Annotated in this window: 17 protein-coding genes and 1 pseudogene; 8 read left to right on the plus strand and 10 right to left on the minus strand. The window is 69.4% G+C overall.

The features are described 5' to 3' along the window. The first annotated feature begins 141 nt into the window (after positions 1-141). The 5 genes from D7W79_RS44450 (at position 142) to D7W79_RS43120 (ending at position 7,741) form a co-directional block, all read left to right on the plus strand. On the plus strand, positions 142-348 hold the full coding sequence (locus D7W79_RS44450; RefSeq protein ID WP_208729623.1) for a hypothetical protein: 207 nt from the start codon (positions 142-144) through the stop codon (positions 346-348). 342 nt (positions 349-690) lie between these two features. After that, complete coding sequence (locus D7W79_RS03040; RefSeq protein WP_158616873.1) at positions 691-6,465, plus strand: NHL domain-containing protein; 5,775 nt, start codon at positions 691-693, stop codon at positions 6,463-6,465. Next, positions 6,462-6,851 carry a hypothetical protein gene (locus tag D7W79_RS03045; RefSeq protein ID WP_120523816.1) on the plus strand — a complete coding sequence of 130 codons (390 nt, stop codon included), beginning with the start codon at positions 6,462-6,464 and terminating at the stop codon, positions 6,849-6,851. The genes D7W79_RS03040 and D7W79_RS03045 overlap by 4 nt, the downstream gene beginning before the upstream one ends. Positions 6,852-6,902: 51 nt before the next feature. Further along, a complete protein-coding gene (locus D7W79_RS03050) occupies positions 6,903-7,520 on the plus strand; it encodes a hypothetical protein (protein ID WP_120523817.1) in 618 nt (205 codons plus the stop codon). Beyond that, a complete protein-coding gene (locus D7W79_RS43120) occupies positions 7,517-7,741 on the plus strand; it encodes a hypothetical protein (RefSeq protein ID WP_147441781.1) in 225 nt (74 codons plus the stop codon). Before D7W79_RS03050 ends, D7W79_RS43120 begins: the two co-directional genes overlap by 4 nt. 52 nt (positions 7,742-7,793) lie before the next feature. Here D7W79_RS43120 and D7W79_RS03055 read toward each other — a convergent pair. Continuing rightward, positions 7,794-7,961, minus strand: a pseudogene (locus D7W79_RS03055) (ABC transporter ATP-binding protein); the annotation flags it as partial. Between the two features lie 101 nt (positions 7,962-8,062). On the opposite strand from D7W79_RS03055, the gene D7W79_RS43125 reads away from it, so the two are divergent. Beyond that, positions 8,063-8,695 carry a hypothetical protein gene (locus D7W79_RS43125; protein WP_147441782.1) on the plus strand — a complete coding sequence of 211 codons (633 nt, stop codon included), beginning with the start codon at positions 8,063-8,065 and terminating at the stop codon, positions 8,693-8,695. A 135-nt stretch (positions 8,696-8,830) separates the two neighbouring features. Here the strand turns inward: D7W79_RS43125 and D7W79_RS03060 are convergent, their stop codons facing one another. The 3 genes from D7W79_RS03060 to D7W79_RS03070 form a co-directional block, all read right to left on the minus strand. Then, positions 8,831-9,277 carry a DUF4265 domain-containing protein gene (locus D7W79_RS03060; protein ID WP_120523818.1) on the minus strand — a complete coding sequence of 149 codons (447 nt, stop codon included), beginning with the start codon at positions 9,275-9,277 and terminating at the stop codon, positions 8,831-8,833. A 1-nt stretch (position 9,278) separates the two neighbouring features. Continuing rightward, positions 9,279-10,901, minus strand: coding sequence for an ABC-F family ATP-binding cassette domain-containing protein (locus D7W79_RS03065; protein WP_120523819.1), 1,623 nt, complete (start codon positions 10,899-10,901; stop codon positions 9,279-9,281). A gap of 168 nt (positions 10,902-11,069) precedes the next feature. Beyond that, positions 11,070-11,432 (minus strand): cupin domain-containing protein, encoded by a 363-nt coding sequence (locus tag D7W79_RS03070; RefSeq protein WP_120523820.1) that lies wholly within the window; start codon positions 11,430-11,432, stop codon positions 11,070-11,072. A gap of 82 nt (positions 11,433-11,514) precedes the next feature. Here D7W79_RS03070 and D7W79_RS03075 point away from each other — a divergent pair, with 82 nt between their 5' ends. Further along, positions 11,515-12,141 carry a phenylalanine--tRNA ligase beta subunit-related protein gene (locus D7W79_RS03075; protein ID WP_120523821.1) on the plus strand — a complete coding sequence of 209 codons (627 nt, stop codon included), beginning with the start codon at positions 11,515-11,517 and terminating at the stop codon, positions 12,139-12,141. Positions 12,142-12,147: 6 nt separating this feature from the next. On the opposite strand, the gene D7W79_RS03080 is transcribed toward D7W79_RS03075, so the two are convergent. Then, a complete protein-coding gene (locus D7W79_RS03080; RefSeq protein ID WP_120523822.1) occupies positions 12,148-12,642 on the minus strand; it encodes a gluconokinase in 495 nt (164 codons plus the stop codon). Positions 12,643-12,843: 201 nt separating this feature from the next. On the opposite strand from D7W79_RS03080, the gene D7W79_RS03085 reads away from it, so the two are divergent. After that, on the plus strand, positions 12,844-13,698 hold the full coding sequence (locus tag D7W79_RS03085) for a hypothetical protein (RefSeq protein ID WP_120523823.1): 855 nt from the start codon (positions 12,844-12,846) through the stop codon (positions 13,696-13,698). Between the two features lie 9 nt (positions 13,699-13,707). Here D7W79_RS03085 and D7W79_RS03090 read toward each other — a convergent pair whose 3' ends face one another. The 5 genes from D7W79_RS03090 to D7W79_RS03110 all read right to left on the minus strand — a co-directional run bounded on the left by D7W79_RS03090 (position 13,708) and on the right by D7W79_RS03110 (position 21,619). After that, the gene (locus D7W79_RS03090; RefSeq protein WP_120523839.1) at positions 13,708-15,804 is read right to left on the minus strand and encodes a neutral/alkaline ceramidase; all 2,097 of its coding nucleotides are present in this window, start codon (positions 15,802-15,804) and stop codon (positions 13,708-13,710) included. 204 nt (positions 15,805-16,008) lie between these two features. Next, entirely contained in the window at positions 16,009-18,147 is a 2,139-nt protein-coding gene (locus D7W79_RS03095; protein WP_244221563.1) for an ATP-binding protein, read from the minus strand. A gap of 113 nt (positions 18,148-18,260) precedes the next feature. Then, complete coding sequence (locus D7W79_RS03100; protein ID WP_120523824.1) at positions 18,261-18,929, minus strand: acyltransferase; 669 nt, start codon at positions 18,927-18,929, stop codon at positions 18,261-18,263. A gap of 53 nt (positions 18,930-18,982) precedes the next feature. Next, complete coding sequence (locus tag D7W79_RS03105; protein WP_120523825.1) at positions 18,983-20,788, minus strand: histone deacetylase family protein; 1,806 nt, start codon at positions 20,786-20,788, stop codon at positions 18,983-18,985. 102 nt (positions 20,789-20,890) lie between these two features. Continuing rightward, complete coding sequence (locus tag D7W79_RS03110; RefSeq protein ID WP_167497659.1) at positions 20,891-21,619, minus strand: phosphatase PAP2 family protein; 729 nt, start codon at positions 21,617-21,619, stop codon at positions 20,891-20,893. Positions 21,620-21,630 lie beyond the last annotated feature (11 nt).

Below are 21,630 nucleotides of genomic sequence, written 5' to 3' on the forward strand. Positions count from 1 at the left end.
CCGTGCGCGCGACGTACTCCGTGTAGCCGCCGCCGTACTTGTGGATGCCGTCCGGCGTCAGCCTCAGCACGCGGTTGGACAGACAGCGCTCGGGAAGGATTCTCGGAATCCACCCACGCGTTCCAATTCCTCACGATATGAATGACCAGTTCCCCATTCTGGTCCACCGCGAAGCTCGCACAACTCGCGGGTACGCCATTCAAACAGGTAACAGAAGCGACTTCAGAGCCGCTCGCGAACCCCTTCTTCCCGCCGCATCGCGGCGAGCCCCAGCGTCTGGTGCGGCTTGAGAGCAAGCTGTTCGATCAGCTCAATACAGACAACAGCCTGTTCGTCCCTCCCCGTTGACCCGCCAGCCTGACGCCCGACAGGCTGTGGACCGACTTTGTCTTTCCGGGGGGATGAATGCAGAAGCAGACTCAATCCAGGCAAGGCCTATTGGCGTGGCATTGCCTCCTGCTGCTGCTGGGAGGACTGCTCTGGGGCTGCCCCAGCCAGGACAACCCCTCTCACCCTGACGATGTCTGCCTTCCCACCCCATGCAGCGGAGCGGATGGCGGGCAGCCATGGGATGCCGGCACGGACGGAGGCAGGGAACAGACCTCCTCGGCCGTCGATCCCACCGTCCCAACGGATTTCGGAGCCTCCATCGAGTTTCTCTACAAGGGCCCGAACCCATCGCAGATCGGCGTGGCGGAGGGTGCCCTGGACGCACGCCGGGTCTCCGTCGTTCGCGGCAAGGTATTGGGAAGGAATGGACAGCCCATCGCGGAGGCCCGCATCGGTGTTCTGGGTCACTCCGAACAGGGCCACACGCTCACCAATGCTCAAGGTGAGTACGCGCTCGCCGTGAATGGCGGTGGGGTACTCACGCTCGAAGTGGAGAAGCCAGGGTTCCTGCCCGTACAGCGCCAGGTGCATGTCCCCTGGCGCGAATTCGTCCCGCTTCCGGATGTGGTGTTGACCGCCTTGGATTCCAACGTCACGGCCATCACGCCGGGCGCAGCGGAGGTTCAGGTCGCTCGCGGCAGCGTCGTGGAGGACAGCGCCGGCAGCCGCCAGGCCACCCTGCTGTTCGCACCTGGAACCCAGGCGGAGATGTTCCTGCGCGACGGCACCCGTGTGCCGCTGACGGGCCCGCTCCATGTGCGCGCGACCGAGTACACCGTGGGCACCGAGGGCCCCGCGGCCATGCCGGGCACGCTGCCGTCCACCAGCGGCTACACCTACGCGGTGGAGCTGAGTGTGGACGAGGCCCTGCAAGCAGGTGCCACCGAGGTGCGCTTCAGCCCGCCTGTCCATGGCTACGTGGACAACTTCCTGGCCCTTCCCGCGGGGCTCGTCGTGCCGTCTGGCTACTACGACCGGCAACGGGGCATCTGGCGCGCCTCGGACAACGGGCGGGTCATCACGCTCGTGGGCGCACGCGAGGGATTCGCAGAGGTGGATGCGGACGGAGACGGAGCGCCGGACGACCGCGCGCAACTGACCGCGCTGGGCTTCACCGATGCAGAGCGCGCGCACCTGGCCGCCTTGTATGCCGTGGGCAAGAGCCTGTGGCGGGTGCCCATCACGCACTTCACGCCGTATGACTACAACTGGCCCTTCGGGCCTCCACCGGATGCGAAAGAGCCCGAGCAACCCGAGCCACGGGCTGAAACACCCGAGGCACGGCCCGAGTGCGAAAGCGGAAGCATCATCGAGTGCCAGAACCAGACGCTGGGAGAGGTCCTGCCCCTCGTCGGGACGCCCTTCCACCTGAACTACCGCAGCGACCGGGCCGCCGCACGCACCGCCAACCGGGCCCTCCGCATTCCGCTGAGCGGAAGCCACGTCCCCGCGAGCTTGAAGAACATCGTCCTCATCGTGAACGTCGCGGGACAGACCTTCGCGCGGACCTTCCCTGCACGCCCGAATCAGAGCCACCGCTTCGTATGGGATGGCCTGGATGCTTTTGGCCGGCAGGTGTGGGGGGAACAGACTGCCCGCATCCGCATCGGCTACGTCTACGGCTTGAGCTACTACGCGAGCCCGGATGATCAATCCCAGGCCTGGGCCCGGTACGGCGACCGAAGCACGCGGTTCGAGGGCCCTGACGGCCGGGACCTGACGCTGTGGCAGCTCCACACCGCCACCGTGGTGTCCCTGCCGGACTTCAGCCAACTGGGAGGCTGGAGCCTGGACGCGCATCATGCCTACGACCCGTGGCGGAGCACCCTCTACCTGGGCCACGGAGGAACCCTTCCCGGGCGGGAGTCCCTGGGCCGGACGCCCAGGGTGCTGACCACCGCGACGCCGACCTTCAGCGGAGACCACGGTCCGGCGAAGCAGGCGCGTCTCGCCGCGCCCCGAGGCGTCGCCGTGGCGGCGGACGGAACGGTCTACATCGCGGACACGGGCAACCATCGCATCCGGCAGGTGAAGCCCAACGGCGTCATCTCCACAGTGGCGGGCAACGGAGTGAAGGGCGCGGCGGGAGATGGCGGCAGGGCGCTCGTCGCCAGCCTGGACTCTCCCGAGGCGGTGGCCGTGGGCCCGGAGGGAACCCTGTACATCGCCGACACGGGCAGCCACCGCGTCCGCCGCGTCACGCCGGATGGGCTCATCTCCACGGTGGCGGGCACGGGGCTCGCCGCGGACGGCGGAGACGGGGGGCCCGCGACCCTCGCGAACCTGAATGCTCCCGCGGGCGTCGCGGTGGGGCCGGACGGCAGCGTCTACCTCGCGGACACGGACAACCACCGCATCCGCCGCGTCACGCCGGACGGACTCATCTCCACGGTGGCGGGCACGGGTGTCCGTGGCGATGCGGGAGAGGGCGGGCTCGCGGTCGCGGCGAGCCTGGACAGGCCTCGTGCACTGGTCGTGGGGCCCGAAGGCTCCCTCTCCTTCGTGGACTCAGGCAACCGCCGTCTGAGGCGGGTGGACACGGAGGGCAGACTCTTCACGCTGCTCTCCTCACCCGACGAGGAGGAGCTGCGCGTCGGCAGCAGGATTCATGGGCAGAAGCTGTACGAGGAGGCTCCGCGAGGAGCGCTCTGGGGGCTTGCCCTCGGTCCTGACGGGAGCCTCTACACGTCATCCTGGCACCGGTGCCTCCTCCACCGCCTCTTCCCGGACGGAAGCCAGGGGGCCATCAACCTGGGCGGATGCGGAGGCGATTCTTCGGAAGAAGGCCCCTCCGCGAGCTTCACCGCGCCCCGGGGGCTCGCCGTGGCATCCGATGGCAGCCTCCTCGTGGCGGACGCGTCCCAGTCCGTCGTCCGCCGGGTCGCGATGGACGGAAGTCTCTTTGTCTTCGCCGGAGGGGGACCGAAAGCACCGGCGGTCACCGCTCCGGCGCCGCCCCAGTACCCGGTTGGCACGCTGGAGACTCCGTGTGGCCGGGTCGATGACCTCGTGCCCTCTCCCGACGGCAGTGAGCTGTATGGCTTTGGCTGGCAGGGGCGTCATCTCTGCACCCTGGAGGCCTGGACGCTCGCGGTCCGCCATCGCTTCTCCTACGACGAGTCCGCACGGCTGGTGTCCATCACGGATGGGTCCGGCCTCATCACCCGGATTGAACGGGACGCGACAGGGGCCCCCACCGCCATCCTCGCGCCCCACGGCCAGCGCACCGGCTTGAAGACAGGCGCGGACGGATGGCTCGCCTCCCTCATCGAACCTGGCGGGGAGAGCGTCGCCTTCACGTACCAGGAAGGCGGACTGCTCTCATCCCTGCGGGACGAACGCGGCGGGATGCATGGGTTCGAATACAGCCCGGAGGGCTGGCTGACGAAGGACTCCAACCCCGCGGGAGGATTCAAGGCACTCGAGCGGGCTCGGGCGGACACGGGCTACTCCGTGGTGCTCACCACCGCGTTGGGGCGCACCCGGAAGTACCAGGTGGAGGACCTGGAGTCAGGCGTCCAGCGGCGCGTCACCACCGCGACGGATGGGACGGCCTGGACGACCTTGCGCTCGCCCAATGGCACCACGGTCCACACCGCGCCGGATGGCACGGTGACCACGGTGGTGGAGGTGCCGGAGCCTCGCCTGGGCATGCAGTCGCCGCTCGTGGCGTCTCGCACCGTGAAGTTGCCGAGCGGGTTGACCTCCTCGTCCACCCACCAGCGGGAGGTGACCCTCCTGCCCCAGGGCACGCTGCTGGACGTGGGGACGCAGACGGACACGGTGACGGTGAATGGCCGGGCCACCACCCTCCGCTATGAAGCCTCCGGCCGGCGGCTCCTCTCCACCAGCCCCACGGGCAGGGTGTCGGTCCTCACGCTGGACGGACAGGGCCGCATCCACAAGGCCGAAGCGCCGGGCCTGCTTCCGGTGGAGTTCTCCTACGACGCGGAAGGCCGCCCGGGTTCGGTCATCCAGGGGAGCCGGCGCAGGACCTTCGCGTACGGAGCGGATGGCGCCCTGCGCACGGTGACGGATGCCATGGACCGCGTCACCACCCTCGCGCGGGATGAAGCAGGCCACATCACCTCCACCACGCTCCCGGGCAACCGCGTCACGGGCTTCACCTACGAAGCCGGGGGGCTACCCTCCTCGCTGACGCCCCCAGGGCGGCCCACACACCAACTCCAGTACACGGCCACGAAGGCACTGTCGTCCTATGCGCCTCCAGGAGGGAGCGCCTTCGCGTCGGGCTACACCTACGACCTGGACGACGCCCTCATCGAGTTCCGGCAGCCGGTCAGCACCGTGTCCTTCGCCTACGACGCCGCGGGGAGGCTCTCCACCCTCGACATTCCTGGCACGCGGGTGACGGCTGGCTATGACGGAGCGGGACGTCTGGACTCGCTCGCGAGCACCTCCGGGGTGGGGCTCGAGTTCCGCCACGACGGCCCGTTGGTGACCGGCGTCTCCTGGACGGGAGCCGTGCAGGGTTCAATCCAATACAGCCACGACGCGGACTTCCGGGTCGCGACGTCCGCCGTCAATGGTGAGCTGCCCGTGGCGTATGCCTACGACCCGGATGGATTGCTCGTCTCGGCGGGGGCGCTGACGCTGTCCCGGCGCGCGGACAACGGCCTGCTGGCGGGGACACGGCTCGGCTCGGTCTCCACCGTCGAAACGCCCAACGCCTACGGCGAGCTGAAGACCTGGTCCGCCATGGCCGGCAGCGTCCCGCTGCTGTCCTACGAACTGGAGCGCGACGTGCTGGGCCGCATCGTGCGGCGGACCGAAGCAGAGGGGACCACCGTCCATACGGACGTCTTCACCCATGACGAGGCCGGGCGGCTGGCGTCCGTCGTCCGCGACGGAGTCCTGCTGGAGGAGAACACCTACGACGCCAATGGCAACCGCACCTCCGTCCTCCGGGGCGAGCTGCGCACGGCCACCCATGACGCCCAGGACCGGCTCCTGTCCTTCGGGAACAAGACCTATGGCTACGGCCCTGGCGGGGACCTCCAGACGCGCACGGAGGGAGTTCGCACCACGCAGTATGCGTATGACGCGCTTGGCGCCCTGGTGCACGTCGCACTCCCCGATGGCCGGCAACTCGAATACGTGCTCGACGCGGCGTCGAGGCGCGTCGGCAAGAAGGTGGATGGCACGCTCCTCCAGGGCTTTCTCTACGAGGGACGGCGGGTCATCGCGGAGCTCGATGGCGCGGGGAGCATCGTCAGCCGCTTCGTCCATGCCACGCGGGGGCATGCGCCCGACTTCATGGTCAAGGGAGGCATCACCTACCGCATCCTCACGGATCCGCTGGGCAGCCCGCGTCTCGTCGTCGACACCCGGAACGGGACGGTGGCGCAGCGCATGGAGTACGACGTCTGGGGCAACGTCGTCGCGGACTCGAACCCGGGCTTCCAGCCCTTCGGCTTCGCGGGAGGCCTCTATGACCGGGACACGAAGCTGACCCGCTTCGGGGCGCGGGACTACGACGCCGAAACGGGGCGGTGGACGGCCAAGGACCCCATCCGATTCGCGGGCGGAGACTCGAACCTCTATGCCTACGTGGGCAATGACCCGGTCAACCTGATCGACCCGAGCGGTCGTTTCGCGGGTCCCACGCCCGTCGTGACGGTCGCGGCGGGGGCCTCCCTCAACTGGGTCACGGGAGCGGGACTGGCCTTTTCAGGCGGATGGCTCGCTGGCACCTGGCTCAATGAGAACTTCCTGGAGGCTCCCATCCAGGCGTTCCTCTGGAAGCATTTCGGGGACGGAGGGCTGGATGGAGGCATGTGCCATGTAGCAATCAAGCCACATGGCAACTCTGCCAGCAGCCCGCGCACGACGTTTCTCTATCGACTTGAGGATAGAGACACGGGAGAACACTTGAAGTGGGGCGTCAGCCAGAATCCTGGAGGGCGCTATCCATCAAAGTTCATGGACGACAAAATTCTCTTAATTGAAGACCAGGGACCGCGCCGGCTGATGCTCGACATCGAACGTGACATGGTGGAACTCGATCCTGGACCTCTCAACCATGAGCCCTGGGCAGGAAAGGGAATACCGTGATGGGCATTGGCGCCGTCTATGGCGGCCCTGAGCTTGCCGGCGCTCCCATTGACAAGGCCATCCGCATGTTCGGCAAGGCACGAGGCCCGGTGCAAAAGGGTGAATCCGGCGCATTGGATATTGTCTTCCATGTGCCAGGCTCTCTTCTCAAGCCGGAGTTCACAGGAGTCCGCACGGCGAAGTTCTCCCGCAAAGAGCGAAAGCTCATGCTTCAGATCGCCGTTCCGGAAGAACAAGTCCATTCACCTGATGTGCATTGGCTACTGGACGCGATACGAGAAGCCGTTCGACTTGCCGGCCCCAGATTCGAGCGTGCCGGAATCGAGTACCCGGAGAAGGAGCATCTCTCCCTTGTGGACAGGATCCAGAGGGAAGTCCTGAAGTAGCCATGCACCTGATACACCACACCCACAACATCCAGGCTTCAGCGGCAAGCCATGAGCGTCCTAGACGAGGCAGATCGAAAGCTGACCGACAACGAGTGCGCCGGCGCTCGGGAGGACTACCGCGTGGCCATGCGGCAGCAGGAGCCGTCTGGCGCGGCTCTTGCGAACCTTGGCATCGCGGAGGAGTGCGAGGCGCTCCAGTTCCGGCTTGAGCTGGGCCAGCTGTATCCCGGCTCCTACTCCATCAAGCTCAACCTCGCCCACCCCCTCGTGAAGGCACGTAGGGCTCGTCGAGCACTGGGATTCTGTGACGAGTTGCTCGCGGACGCATCCCTGAGCCCCACGCAGCGATTCGGTGTGCTCCGAGTCCGCTTGAAGGCGGCTCTCGCCTCCGCCGAGTACGTCATCGCCGCGGAGGACTTCGCGTATCTGATCGAAGCCGTGCGTGACCAGACATTCTACCGGCGGTTTGCCGTCAGCTTCGCGGCGGTGATCGCGGGGCTCGAGGACTGGCGAGCGAAGGCGTTCGTGGAGTTGCTACAGAGGAACCTGCCGAAGCCGAACGACTTCGACGCTCTTCTTGCGGCCAAGGCGGCAGAACTCGAGGCACTCCGACAGTTCGAGGCTGGCTCACCCTCCACCCGTCCTGGCCCAGGGGCTGCCTCATGAGGCTCACTGCAACCATCAAGTCACTGGCAATGAAATCAATGGGTCAAATCGCAGTTTCGCTTGAAATTACGAGCGCAGACGGCGCGTTCTACCTATTCCGTCTGGGCGCCAATGAACAACCACTCGGTGACACATGGCACCAAAGCCTCGATGAGGCCATGCGTCAGGCGAAGACTGAGTTTTCAGTAGGTCCCGACGACTGGACGCAAGTCGAACCGTGAGCCTAACGGTGGCGTCGCCCAGAGCGTCTCCACGCTCTGGCCGCCAGCCACGTCAACTGCGCAGACCCGGGGCTTCGTGGCCCGTGCGCGCGACGTACTCCGTGTAGCCGCCGTACTTGTGGATGCCGTCCAGCGTCAGCTCCAGCACGCGGTTGGACAGCGCTCCCAGGAAGTGCCGGTCGTGGAACACGGACAGCATCGTGCCCTCGTAGGGCGACAGCATCTGCGACTGGCGGGCACCTGTTCGAACAATTCCATACGGACAAACAAGCCATCCCCCACCCCTCGTTGACCTGCGCGTTCGACGACCACCAAGCTCTGATGGAGCTCGACTTCCTTGAGCATGAGCAGGATGCCCAGGCCATGACAGTGGCCTTCCCGGACGAGGTTTCAATGCTGACCCATAGGACGTCCTGGCTTCTCCTGGTTGGAGCCACAGGAGGTTTTTTGACTGCGCATCGGATGAACTCGATGAGTCAAGTCGCGCTGGGAGCATCGCTACCCGATGCATCACTCAGCACTCCCCCACAGGCGCCGCCTACGCAATCTATTTCTCTGATTACTCGACTCCGCCATGGCATGACACGCGCTGAAGCGGAAGCGCTCGGACAAGGCGCCACACTGGGCGGATACCCTGGGAAGGTGACCTACGGGTTTTCCTCCGATGAACAGCTTGAGAACTTCGGGATCTCGGTCTTTCGCCGGGAAGCGCACTGCGCAACGGCGTTCAAGGCCCTCCACGATGAGGCCGTTTCCGTTCTTGGCGCCCCCACCTCCACCAACCGTCTGGTGGAAGGAAAGCAGTGCGAAGACTGGACCCTCAGTGACTCAGCGATTCGCATCTGCTGCAGACAAGCCAGCCCGGTGAATGGAGGAACCGGCTGGATGGTCCTGATGGCGGTCAAGACCTTCTCTCCCCATGAGAAGTTCGACATCCGAAACGGGTTCCATTGAAGCCAACCATGTTCGAGCGACTGGCCGCGATGACTCCCCGGGAGCGCGTACTGCTCGCGCTCAGCATCACGGAGCGGATGCGCTACATCACGCCCGCGTACGCGGACAAGACTCGGGGAATCTGTCGCTGCCAGCCTACTTCGCGTCCGGATGCAGGTCCTCGTAGGTCGGATCCGCGGCCTCCCACTGGACACGCTGCTCATTGAGATAGCGCGTCACCTCGTCGAGCCGGACCTCCGGGGGCACGTCGATGGACAGCAGCTTGGGCTGGAAGCCTTCGTAGCTGCACCCGCGCTGCTTCAACCCATCCAGGAAGGGGGTCGCTGCCGGAGACGTGACGTCTTGCAGGATGACCCGCACCGTCCTGTGCCCTGACTTCTCCACAACGCGCTGGAACGTCAGCTGTCCCTGCGCGTCCGGCCGGGCTTCCACCACGTCCAGCCAGGACACGCGGTACGTGAAGAACGGGCTGTTCTCCAGGCGGTACCGCTCCTGTCCCAGCGGCGTCGCCCAGAGCGTCTCAACGCTCTGGGTGTCCTCGTCCCAGAACGCCACCTTCACCATCCCGGTGGCGCCAGCCACGTCAACTGCGCAGACCCGGGGCTTCGTGGCCCGTGCGCGCGACATACTCCGTGTAGCCGCCGCCGTACTTGTGGATGCCGTCCGGCGTCAGCTCCAGCACGCGGTTGGACAGCGCTCCCAGGAAGTGCCGGTCGTGGGACACGAACAGCATCGTGCCCTCGTAGCGCGACAGCGCCTTGATCAGCATCTCCTTCGTGCCCATGTCCAGGTGGTTCGTGGGCTCGTCCAGCACCAGGAAGTTCGGCGGGTCGTAGAGCATCTGCGCCATCACCAGACGCGCCTTCTCTCCACCCGACAGCACCCGGCACTTCTTCTCCACCTCGTCGCCGCTGAACCCGAAGCAGCCCGCCAGCGCCCTCAACGAGCCCTGCCCCGCGCGGGGGAACGCGTCCGACAGCTGCTCGAAGACCGTCTTCTCTCCGTCCAACAGGTCCATCGCGTGCTGCGCGAAGTAGCCCATCTTCACGCTGCCACCCAGGGCCACCGTGCCCTCATCCGGCTGCGTCGTGCCCGTCACCAGCTTCAGCAACGTGGACTTGCCCGCGCCGTTCACGCCCATCACGCACCAGCGCTCCGAACGGCGCACCAGGAAGTCCAGGCCGTCGTAGATGGTCCGCTTGCCGTAGCCCTTGCACACGTTCTTCAGGTTCACCACGTCGTCACCGGAACGCGGCGGCGGCTGGAACTCGAAGAGCACCGTGGAGCGGCGCTTGGGCGGCTCCACCTTTTCAATCTTCTCCAGCTTCTTCACCCGGCTCTGCACCTGCGCGGCATGCGACGCGCGGGCCTTGAACCGCTCGATGAACTTGATCTCCTTGGCGAGCATCGCCTGCTGACGCTCGTACTGCGCCTGCTGCTGCGCCTCGTTCTGCGCGCGCTGGCCCTCGTAGAAGTCGTAGTTGCCCGAGTACGTCGTCAGCGAACCGCCGTCGATCTCCACCACCTTCGTCACGATGCGGTTCATGAACTCGCGATCGTGCGACGTCATCAGCAGCGCGCCCTCGTACCCCTTGAGGAAGCCCTCCAGCCAGATGAGCGACTCCAGGTCCAGGTGGTTGGAAGGCTCGTCCAGGAACATCGCGTCCGGCCGCATCAGGAGGATGCGGGCCAGGGCCACGCGCATCTTCCAGCCGCCGGACAGCTTGCCCACGTCGCCGTCCATCATCTCCTCGCTGAAGCCCAGGCCCGCGAGGATCTCCCGCGCGCGGCCCTCCAGCGCGTACCCGCCCAGCTCCTCGAAGCGGCCCTGCGCGACGCCGTAGCGCTCGACGAGCTTCTCCATGTTGTCCGCCTGGTCCGGGTCCCCCATGGCGGCCTCCAGCTCCTTCATCTCCGCCGCGACGGTGCTCACCGGGCCCGCGCCGTCCATCACTTCGGACACCGCGCTGCGGCCGTCCATCTCACCGACGTCCTGGCTGAAGTAGCCAATGGTGACGCCGCGGTCGATGGAGACCTGTCCCTCGTCCGGGTACTCCTGGCCGGTCATCATCCGGAACAGCGTCGTCTTGCCCGCGCCGTTCGGGCCCACCAGGCCCACCTTTTCGCCCTTGTGGAGCGCGGCCGACGCCTCGATGAAGAGGATCTGCTGACCGTGTTGCTTGCCGATGTTGTCGAGACGGATCATGTGCGTACCGAAAAGGCCCGGGGAATCAGGCGGCGGCCCTTATGCCACGAGCCGCCCGCCGGAGGGATGCTTCCGAACCCCCGACAGCCCCAGGTCCATCCACGCACGCAGGCAGGCAGGCCCCCGCCCGGGATTCCGCCCAGCGTGGAACCCGAGGCTCGGGCCCCCTCAGGCGTCCCGGTGCACCGTGCCCGGGGAGAACGCCGGGGTGCAGATGGCCACGTACTCCGCGCCCTCCTCCTCGGGGGTGCTGTAGCGGACCCACTCGCCGGGCTCGCACACCACCGTCTGGCCGGCGTGCACGTCCATCACCCCGCCCTTGTGCTCCACGCGCAGCGTCCCCGCGAGCACCAGGGTGATTTCACGGAACTCGGGCGTCTGGCCCGGCTCCTCCCACCCGCCCGGGCTGCGCATGTGCGCCACGCTGATGTTGGACGTCTTGGAGGTCACCCGGCCGACGTACTCGTCGATGAGCTTCGGCTTGTTGCCCACCGCCGTCACACGGTTGGGCTTCGGGATGAGCGTGGGCATGCGGAAGGCTCCAGGTGCAGGGACCACGAAGGGGAAGCAGCGGCCATCCCTACCCTACCAGCGCGTGGCGTAGAGTGCCGCCGTGCTGACCGTCGACAACCATCCCCTCCTCGACCTCGTCGCCTTCACCTCCTCCTTCCCTGCTCCCCTGGGGGACCTGCCCGCGCCCGACTGGCTGCAGGCCCTGCTGAAGCCCGGCGCCACCGCGCCCGTCCAGAGCGACGACGCCGTGCGGGGCGCCGTGCGCGACCTGCTCCGCCACGGCGGCTACAAGCCCACGGGCCGGGGCAAGCCCGCGTCCGAGTACCTGGTGCGGGCCTCCGGCGACGGCACCCTGGGCACCATCAACGCCGCGGTGGACGCGTGCAATGCCGTGTCGCTGCACAGCGGCCTGCCCATCAGCGTCGTGGACCTGGACCGCGCCCAGGCGCCGTTCCGCGTCTCCACCGCCATCCAGGGCGACCGCTACGTCTTCAACGCCTCCGGGCAGACCATCGACCTGGAGGGCCTGCTGTGCCTCTTCGACGCGCAGGGCCCGTGCGCCAACGCGGTGAAGGACGCCCAGCGCACCAAGACGGACGCCACCACGCGCCGCACCCTCACGCTGCTGTGGGGCACGAAGGAATTGAAGGGCCACGCCGAGCGCGCCTTCACCTGGTACCGAGAGCTGCTGGAGCGCCTGGGCGCCACCGTCGAGCCCGTTCGCTGAAGGCCCCTACCGGGGCCGCAGGTCCAGCCCGTCCAGGATGCGCTCCACCACGGCGTCCGGCGGTTCCGTCACGTCCACGGTGAACGCGTCCTCGGGCAACTCCAGGGTCTCCAGCTGGCTCTGCAACAGCGACGCCGGCATGAAGTGCCCCAGGCGCTTCTGGAGCCGCTCGCGGATGACGGACGCGGGCGCGTGCAGGTACACCCAGCGCTCGCGCTCGGGGTCCACGGTGAGCCTGGCGCGGTAGAGCTGCTTGAGGCCGGAGAACGCCAGCACCAGGTCCTCGCGCTGATCCAGCGCCTTCTCCATCCGCGCGCGCAAGAGCTCCAACCAGGGCTGTCGGTCCACGTCCGTCAGCGCCGTGCCCGCGGCCATCTTCCGGCGGTTCTCCACCGAGTGCAGGTCGTCCGCGTCCACGAACGTCCACCCCAGCCGGTCCGCGAGCGCCCGGCCCACCGTGGACTTCCCGGTGCCTGAAACGCCCATGACGATGACCACCATGCCGTTGCCGCCTCCCAGGGACTCGCGCGTCCCCTCATGCTGAGGCCTTCCCGCGCCCGGCGCCACGCGAGCAGCATGTCCGGTGACACACCGAACATCCCGGGATACCGGAGGGTGAGCGTCCGCTGTCCAACGCCCTCGCGCCCGTGCCCACCATGCCGTCCACGTCGCGACGGAGGAACCGCTACCTTCGTTCCCATCATGACTTCCGTGGGAGCATCCCCCCGCCGCGCGCTCGTCAGGCTCCTCCTGTGCAGTGGCCTGCTGACCCTGGTGACCCTGGCCGCCTGCCGCGACCCCGCCGCCGCCTCCGGCACCGCCCTCTTCGTCACCACCGAGTTCGAGCCCTCGCTGAACCTCACCCGGCTGCGCGTCTCCGGCGCCGTGGCGGACGGCCACGCCGTGCCCACCACGCTGCTGCCGGAGGACTCCAGCCGCGAGCTCCAGAGCGGCGAGACCTTCCGCGTCCTCCTGGATGGCGCCGCCGACGGCACCCAGGCCACCGTCCATGTGGAGGGCCTGCGCGACGACGCCACCGTGGTCGCATCAGGAGAGGCCACCGCCAGCGTGCGCGACGGCTACGAGGTGGAGGTCACCGTGCGGCTGACCTCCGGCCCCGCCCCGGACGGCGGCACGGATGGCGGCACGAACACCTTCTGCCTGGACTGCGCGGACGGCTGCTGCCGCGAGGGCATCTGCACGGCGCGCACGTTCCGCACCTGCGGCGTGGGCGGCATCGCCTGCGAGAGCTGCGACGTGCAGCGCACCGACACCTGCACCGCCCGGGGCACCTGCGGCTGCGGCATCGGACCGGCCTGTAGCGGCAACAACGCGGACCGCTGCCTCGGGGGCAAGTGCGTCTGCGGCAGCGGCAACGCGTGCGGCCCGGGCCTGGCTTGCATCAATGGCCTCTGCCGCTGCGACCCCAGCACGTGCGGCGGCTGCTGCGCGGGCAACAGCTGCATCCAGGCCCCCGACAAGAACCAGTGCGGCAAGGGCGGCGTGGCTTGCAAGAAGTGCGACAAGAAGTGCAACCCGGACGGCACCTGCGACTGAGGGCGCGCGCTACCGCACGGTGAACGGGCGCGAGCTTCCCGAGTACGGGTGCACGCGTCCGTCCCAGCCGGACTTCCAGTTGCCCTCGTGCACCAGCCGGTAGGTGCCCGGCGGCGTGTCCAGCGGGATGGGCCAGTCGATGCGCACGTGCGAGCACGCGAGCGTGGGCACGCAGTACTCGCGCTGCCAGTGGTACAGCGGGCCGCCCTCACCGTCGTGCGCCACGTCCCGCCACACGCCGTCCGCCTGCCGCCGCTGGACGCGCAGGTAGGTGCCCCCCAGCTTCAGGTCGTTGCGCGGATGGCCTCCCCAGAAGGTGACGCTCGCCGTTTCGCCCCGCGCGTACGACGCCTTCGCCTCCTCCGCGACGGCACCGAAGTCCACCCAGAGCAGCTTGTCGTCGAACACCACGCCGGGCTGCAAGCCCACCACCGCCTTGCGCAGGTCGCGCGGCGTGGGCCCGGGCGGCACGGACGTCCCGTCGCGCAAGCTGGCCGCGAGCCCCGCGAAGGACTGCTGCAGCGCCGCCAGCGTCCACGGACCGAAGTGCGTGGACGCGCCCTCGTAGTCCTGGCGCGCGTACTCCTCGCGCGTGGCCACGTAGCCCGAGTAGTCATTGGCCAGCCCCGCGATGACCACGTCCGTCACGCCCGTGCCCTGCAGCTGCGCGCGCACCGTGTCGCGCAGCCGCCGGCCCGCCATGGTGGTCACCTCGAAGGGCACCGCCACCAGCGCCAGCGGCCCCACGGTCACCACCTGCAGGGGCAGCACCTCCGGGGACCACGGGTAGGGCTTCATGGTGCCCATCTCCAGGACGATGGGCTTCTCCCCCTGGCAGGGCGTGGTGACGGCGGCGCAGGTGAACTGGCTCCACACGTCGTGCACGGACTCGCAGGTGGCCCCTTCCGAGCCGAAGCCGGGCCCGTCCTCCGCGCCCGCGATCATGGACAGGCCGATGGCCGCGGGGCAGGTGCGGTGCGCGCTGCCGTCCGCGTACGCGGGCGCGACGTCCACCGCGTCCATCTTCACATAGGCGTGCCGGTAGTCCACGCCGCCCATCACGGGCATCGCGGCGGTGGCCCACAGGTGCGCGGCGAAGTCGTACTGCTTCTTCGCGGACAGGGCCGCGTCCTCGAAGTCGTTCGCGCCGCCGCCGTTCGTGCCGCCCAGGATGTTGGGCGTGACGTCCCCTTCGTTCGAGTTGGCGAACGCCGCGACGAAGGTGTCCGGGCCTCCGGGCGTCAGCCCGCCCTGCCCCACCTCGAACGCGTGCGCCGCGAGCCCCTTGTTGTCGCCGCTGATGTAGTGGTTCGTGTTGCCGAAGGACGTGGCGTGCACCGCGAACCAGTTGACGAGCCCCAGCTCTCGCCCGTCCGCGCCCGTCATCCGCAGCAGCGTCATGCGGGTGTCCACGTTGTCCGGGTAGCGGGCGCGCTCGGCCTCCGGGTTGCGCAGGTAGGCCTCCGGTGAGCGGTTGGCGCTGGCGCCGCGCAGGTCCCCCGAGGCGAGCCGCAGCGAGCCCTCGGCCAGCCGTGCGTTCGCGCGCACGATGGAGTCCGTGATGCCGGAGACGATGGCCTCGAAGTTCTGGGGCACGAAGCCGAAGGTGGTCAGGTTGTAGAGCGTGTAGTGGCTGAAGCCGCCCGGCCCGGAGTGCGTGTGCGTGGCGCTGAGCAGCACGTTGTCGTCGGAGAACGTGTCCCCCAGCTTCGCGCGCAGCCGCTCCACCACCTGCTGCTTCACCGCCTGGAACACCATGCCCAGGTCCGCGCTGACGAAGGCCACGCGCCGGCCGTTGCACGGCGAGGCGATGACGAACGCCCGCGAGTACAGGCGCAGGTGGATGCCCTCCGTCTTCTGGCCCACCTGCCCGTAGCCCATCATCCCCACCTCCGCCGCGGGGCCGGTGATGTCCGAGCGCGCCGCGCCGATGAGGAAGTTCGCGGAGCCCGCGCACGCGTTGCCCGCGGTCTCGGCCGGAGCTTCGGCTGGAGCTTCGGTCGCGCCCGCCGTGGACACACCCGGGGAAGCGCCCGGCCCCAGCGCCAGCGCGCTGCCCAGCAGCAGCCCGAGCACGGGGGCGAGGCGAGCGGTCAGCTTTCGCATGGCGTCCTCCATGGCCTCCGGAAGAAAGGGGCCCGGCGGCAGGGCAACCCCAGCGTGGCGCCATCGCTTGCGCGAGGGCAGCACATCCCGGGGCAGGCCGTCCGGCGCTCCACACTCGAACACGGGGGCGCGGCGGATTCAGTCCATTTCGCGGCAGCGGACGGGCGGCGCGCTTCCCCGCACGGACGTGGAAGACGGGGTGGCTCAGGCCACGCGTGCGGCCCGCGCGGCGGCGTGCAGGGTGACGCGGAAGGTGGCGCCGTGGCCCGGCGTGGACTCCGCGGCGATGCTGCCGCCCAGCGCGCGCACGATGGTGTCGCAGATGGACAGGCCCAGGCCGGTGCCCTGGCCCGGCGCCTTGGTGGTGAAGAAGGGGTCGAAGATGCGGCGCAGGAGCTCCGGCGCGATGCCCCGGCCCGTGTCGCGCACGTCCACCACCACCCGGCCGTCGTCGTCCACGCGGGTGATGAGGCGGATCTCATGCGCGTCCGTGAAGCCCTCCGGAATCGCGTGCGCGGCGTTGATGACCAGGTTGAGGAACACCTGGAACAGCTTGCCCTCGTTGGCGCGCACCGTCGGCACGGAGCCGTACTGCTTCACCAGCCGGGCGCGCGGGCGGATCTCACTGGCCGCCATCTGCGCGACGGAGTCCAGCACGCGGTGCACGTCCACCGCCTCCTCGTGCGCGTCGTCCACGCGGGAGAAGACCTTGAGCTGGCGGACGATCTGCCGCATCCGCTCGGAGCCCTCGCGCGCGTCCTCCAGCACCTGCTGGTACTCCAGCAGCTCCTCGGCGCCCAGGGGCCGGGGCATGGGGCCCAGCGCGCGGTGCAGGAACTCCAGGTTGGAGAGCACGTAGGACAGCGGGTTGTTCAATTCGTGCGCGATGCCCGCGGCCAGCATGCCCATGGAGGCCAGCCGGTCCCCCAGCATGAGCTGCGCCTGCATGTGCTTGCGCTCGGTGAAGTCGCGCGCCACCGTCACGCGCGCGGGCACCCCGTCGAAGAGCACGCCCAGCGTCACCAGGTCCGCGCTCACCACCCGCCCGTCGCGGCGCACCAGCGGCACCTCGTGCGAGCGGGCCGCCAGCGCCCCGTCCTGCGCCTCCTCCAGGTGGCGGCGCGCCACCTCCTGGTCCTCGCGCCGCACCAGGCCCAGCAGGTGCCGGCCCAACAGCTCCGCCGGATCCTGGTAGCCCAGGTAGTTGGCCATGGCCGGGTTCACCGACAGGAGCATGCCGTCCGTCGTGTGCACCACCACCGGGTCCGGGAACCCTTCGATGAGCAGGTGGAAGCCCGCCTCCGTGCGGCGCAGCGCGGTCTCCGTGCGCATGCGCAGCGCGTCCGTGGTGTGCTGCTCCAGCGCCAGCGACAGCGCGCCGGCGGCACCGGAGAGCAGCTTCACCTCCACGTGCGACCAGGGCCGCGCGTCATCGCAGTTGTCGAAGCCGATGAAGCCGAACGGCTCGCCGTGCACCACCAGGGGCAGCACCAGCAGCGAGCGGATGCCCTGCGCCAGCAGTACCCGCGCGTTGTCCGCGCCGAAGTCCTCCGGCTTGCCCTGCACGGCCTCGCCCCGGTGCAGCTGCTCCAGCTGGTGCAGCTCGAAGGCCTGATCCACCGGCCACGCCTGCGTGTCCGGGTTGTCCAATTCGCGCGAGATGCCGGGCGCGCACCACTCCGCGCGCTGGGACTGGAGCATCCGCCCGGAGGCGTCGCGGTGGAACTCGAAGACGTAGGCGCGGCTGGCGCCCGCGACGCGGCCCAGCGGCTCCAGGATGGAGTTGTAAAGGTCCGAAGCGGCCTCCGGCGCGAGCAGCCGCCGCTGCACCTCCACCATCGCGCCCAGGTAGCGCTCGCGCGTGGCGGCGGCCTCCTCCGCCAGCCTTCGCGGGGTGACGTCCACCAGCGTGCCCAGCACGCCGCCCAGGTGCTCCGGGTCTCCCGTCGCGGACAGCTCCACCCAGCGCGGCTGGACGCCACCGGAGGACATCCGCAGCTCCAGCCGCGTGGGCACGTCCGTGCGCGAGCTCGCCGTGCGCAGGAGCGCGCGCGCATGGTCGCGGTCCTCCGGGTGGAACAGCTCCACGAGCGCGCGGCCCGTCCATGCGTGCACGGGCGCGCCGACCAGGCGCTCCCAGGCGGGGCTCGCCAGGATGAGCCGGCCCGCGATGTCCAACTCGAAGAGCACCTCGCGAAGGAGGGAGCCGGCCCGCTGGAAGCGTCGGGGGTCCACGAGGTCGCTCGCCACGGATGACTGCCCCGGAAGAGCGGCGCTCCCCGTCTCGCGTTGCTCCTGCGACACCGCGGCCTCCTTCATCGCGAATGAAACGGACTCAGCCATGAACACAAGGGACGACCCACCCGGTGCGTACGGCCCGAGCCCTCTCTGCGTTTCACCGCGCCCCGAAGCATAAGGCGCTCGAATGTTTCAAAGTCAATGGACCCGCCCGGGACTCAGGGGTTTCCCTCGGAGTCTGGAGGCTCCCAACCCCCGGGGATTCCGGAACGCGGGCGTTGACGGCGGTCCCCGAGCAAGCGGGCAGGCACCCCACCGACGATGGCCCACGGGGGCACGTCGCGGGTGACGACGGCGCCCATGCCCACCACCGCGTGGTCGCCCACGGTGACGCCGTCGGTGATGCCCGCGTTGGCGCCCACCCAGACGTCCTGGCCGATCACGATTCCCCTCGACGTGACGGGCTGTTCGCGCACGGGGCGGTCCGGCGCGAGCCCGTGGTCGAAGGCGTAGAGCGTGGCGCCGGTGGCGATGCGGCTGCCCTCGCCGATGCGGATGCCGCACGCGCCGCCGTCCAGGCTGACGCGCGCGTTGAGGCTGACGCGCGGCCCCAGCACCACCGGCCCGTGTACGAACGCGTCCGCGCCGATGCTGCACCCCGGCCCGATGCGCACCGTGCGGCCGGGCTCCGCGAAGATGCGCGCCTCCGGGGCAATGAAACATCCTTCGGCGATTTCAACCGTCTCCAGCGCGCGCAGGCGGTCCTGCACCTCGCGCTGCCAGGCCTCCGCCCACTCGCGGTGGCGCGGCTTGAGGCTGAAGTAGAGCCACGGCATCCACGACAGCCGCAGCTTGTGCTGTTCACGGCGTTGCGCTTCCAGGTCCACGCCGCGATGACTACCACGGGCGCGGCTTCAGCCGGAGGCGGGCCACGCCGGCGTCACAGGGGCACTGGCTTCACGGACGCCGCCGCGGCGGGCTCCAGCGCCGCGGCGGGCTGCACCGTGAAGTGGCAGCGCTCGCGCTCCGTCGCCACCGCCTCCGCGTCCAGGGGCACGGGCGTCAGGCGGCAGAGCATGTCGTCCGGCTCCCACGGGTACGGCTGGCCGTCCAGGCGCACGCGCCCTTCGGCGACGGCGTGCGTGGCCTCCACGAGCGACAGCGCGGACAGGTCGCGCATCAGCGCCTCGAAGCGGCCCTGGCGCTCCGGGGTGGAGAAGTGGAAGCGGCCGCGCGCGACGACGGCCAGGTGGTACCACATGGGCCGGAAGGCCACGCCGGCCAGGCCCAGGCGCTGGGCCATGGTGAGCAGCAGCTCCGTCGTCTCGCGCGACAGGCCCAGGCCGGGCACCTGCTGGCCGGGCAGCTGCGGGCGCGTGTCACTGAAGCGCGCACGCGGGTGGCGCAGGGACAGCCAGTTGGCGAAGAGGAAGGCCTCCCCCTGGAGGACCTTCTTCTCCAGCACGGAGTCCGACAGCAGGTGCTCGCGGCCGCCCGCGTGGCCCAGCACCATGATGCGGTCGCCGGTGCCGCCGGTGGAGGCCACCTGCACACGCAGGCGGCTGTAGCCCAGGCGCTCCACGTACGACAGCATGCCGTAGCGGAAGAGGGCGTACTCGATGCCCTGCGCGGTGTAGTGCCCCAGCACGCGCGGCTGCACCTCCGGCCCCAGCCGCAGCGGGCCCTCCAGGTCCTCCAGCGAGAAGGGCTCCCAGTCCGGCGCGTTCCCGGCGGTGTCCGCCTTCTTCTCCGGATCCAACAGGTGCGCGATGCGCTGGAAGCGCGCGCTCAACGGGTCGTAGCGCGCGGTGATGCGCTGGTGGCCCAGGCCGGCGAGCACCAGCACGGTGCCCGCGAACAGCTTCCAGGACTCCGGGTGGTAGCCGCCGCCGGGCAGCCACACGCTGGCCCGTCCCCGCAGCGCGGCGGCGATGGCCACGTCGCGTCTGCGTGCGCCCTGAAGCGTGATGCCCACGCGCCCGAAGCGGTCCCCGGACAGCACGTCCCCGCCCGCGATGATGAAGGTGATGTCCGAGGCGGGCATGCGCGAGAGCAGGTCCTTCACCTTCTGCACGTAGGTGACGTCGTCGCAGCCGTCGGGCACGCGCGTCTCGTCCACGCCGGGAGGCAGCAGGCCCCAGTCGCTGCCGGACACAGAGCCGATCCACGTCTTCGGCTGGCCGGCGAGGCACGCGGCGGTGCCGTCCGGCGGGTGCGCGTCCAGGTCCAGCACGGCCACGGAGCCGTCGAAGCCGGAGGCGCGCAGGTCCGCCACGGCCACGGCGATGTCGTTGACGGTGCAGAAGCCGCCGCCCTTGTCCGGGCGCGCGTGGTGGAAGCCGCCGGCCATGTTGACCACGGGCCCCTGCCGCGCGAGCGCCAGCCGGGCCGCGCCCAGCGTCCCGCCACACACGAGCCGCACGCTGTCCAGCAGCGCGTCCACGGGGACTTCGGATGGGTCGGTGGCGTAGATGCGCGCGAGCGTCGCGGGCTCGGAGAGGGACTCCAGATAGCGCGCGTCGTGCACGCGCGCGAGCTGGGCGTAGGAGACGGGCACCGGGTGGCGGACGTCCGCGGCGCGCACCACGCCGGACTCCAGCAGGTACCAGGTGGTGAAGTCGGTGCCGCGCGGCTCGATGCCCACGGAGGACTCGATGCCGGAGAGGGGCAGGCGGTAGGACTCGTCGTAGAAGACGTGCACCCGGCCGCGTCCCAAGCCCAGCCGCCACAGCCACGCCTGGATCATCCGCGCCTCGCGGGCGGCAGGGGGCGGAGGATGTTCACGGGGACGGTGGACATGGGCGGGTGGAGGCCCCTTCATCCTGCGTGGGGGCCGTGGGCGCAAGGCTCATTCCACGGGGCGGTGGGCCTCCTCGCGCAGGGCGGGGCTGCGGCGGCGCACGGTGCGGGCGGCGACGGTGACGAAGAGGGCCCACGCGAGCCCGGCCACCCAGCCGCCGAGCACGTCCGTGGGGTAGTGCACGCCCAGGTACACGCGAGTGCAGCCCACGAGCACGGACAGGACCAGGGCCACGGTGAGGAGGTAGACCTTCACGCGGCGGTGTTCCGCGAACTGGGCCAGCAGCGCGCCCAGCGTGAGGTAGGTGATGGCGGACAGCATCGCGTGTCCGCTGGGGAAGCTGGTGGACAGGGTCTCGGTGAGGTGGGGCACCACCGAGGGGCGCGGGCGGTGGAACAGGTTCTTGAGCAGCGCGTTGAGGAGCCACCCACCGACGATGGCGGCCAGGACGAAGAGGCTGGTGCGGTAGCGGCGCGCCACCAGCAGGAAGCCGCACACGGCCACGGTGAGCAGCGACAGCACGGGGAAGCCGCCCAGCGACGTCACGTCGCGAGCGGTCTCCGCGAGCCACCAGGGCCCCCGGGGCATCGCGGGATCCTCCGGACGGCGCAGGGAGCGGACGATGCGCTCGTCGATGTCCTGCGTGTCGCCTTCGTGCACCTCGTCCGACAGGGCGACGAACCCCAGGACGCACGCGACCACGAGCAACAGCAGCCCCAGGGGCCGCGTCACCATCACGTCCCAACCCGACACCCACCGCCAAGGCCCTCGTGACATGGCCGTGACTT

This window comes from Corallococcus exercitus (assembly GCF_003611585.1).
Classification (GTDB): Bacteria; Myxococcota; Myxococcia; order Myxococcales; family Myxococcaceae; genus Corallococcus; species Corallococcus exercitus.

Bases quoted from the DNA above. Each gene is read 5' to 3' on its own strand.
- D7W79_RS03105 (WP_120523825.1), bottom strand. From the start codon at position 20,788: ATGATCCAGGCGTGGCTGTGGCGGCTGGGCTTGGGACGCGGCCGGGTG.
- D7W79_RS03090 (WP_120523839.1), bottom strand. From the start codon at position 15,804: ATGCGAAAGCTGACCGCTCGCCTCGCCCCCGTGCTCGGGCTGCTGCTG.
- D7W79_RS03065 (WP_120523819.1), bottom strand. From the start codon at position 10,901: ATGATCCGTCTCGACAACATCGGCAAGCAACACGGTCAGCAGATCCTC.
- D7W79_RS43125 (WP_147441782.1), top strand. From the start codon at position 8,063: ATGGAGCTCGACTTCCTTGAGCATGAGCAGGATGCCCAGGCCATGACA.
- D7W79_RS03095 (WP_244221563.1), bottom strand. From the start codon at position 18,147: ATGGCTGAGTCCGTTTCATTCGCGATGAAGGAGGCCGCGGTGTCGCAG.
- D7W79_RS03070 (WP_120523820.1), bottom strand. From the start codon at position 11,432: ATGCCCACGCTCATCCCGAAGCCCAACCGTGTGACGGCGGTGGGCAAC.
- D7W79_RS43120 (WP_147441781.1), top strand. From the start codon at position 7,517: ATGAGGCTCACTGCAACCATCAAGTCACTGGCAATGAAATCAATGGGT.
- D7W79_RS44450 (WP_208729623.1), top strand. From the start codon at position 142: ATGACCAGTTCCCCATTCTGGTCCACCGCGAAGCTCGCACAACTCGCG.
- D7W79_RS03050 (WP_120523817.1), top strand. From the start codon at position 6,903: ATGAGCGTCCTAGACGAGGCAGATCGAAAGCTGACCGACAACGAGTGC.
- D7W79_RS03085 (WP_120523823.1), top strand. From the start codon at position 12,844: ATGACTTCCGTGGGAGCATCCCCCCGCCGCGCGCTCGTCAGGCTCCTC.
- D7W79_RS03080 (WP_120523822.1), bottom strand. From the start codon at position 12,642: ATGGTGGTCATCGTCATGGGCGTTTCAGGCACCGGGAAGTCCACGGTG.
- D7W79_RS03110 (WP_167497659.1), bottom strand. From the start codon at position 21,619: ATGTCACGAGGGCCTTGGCGGTGGGTGTCGGGTTGGGACGTGATGGTG.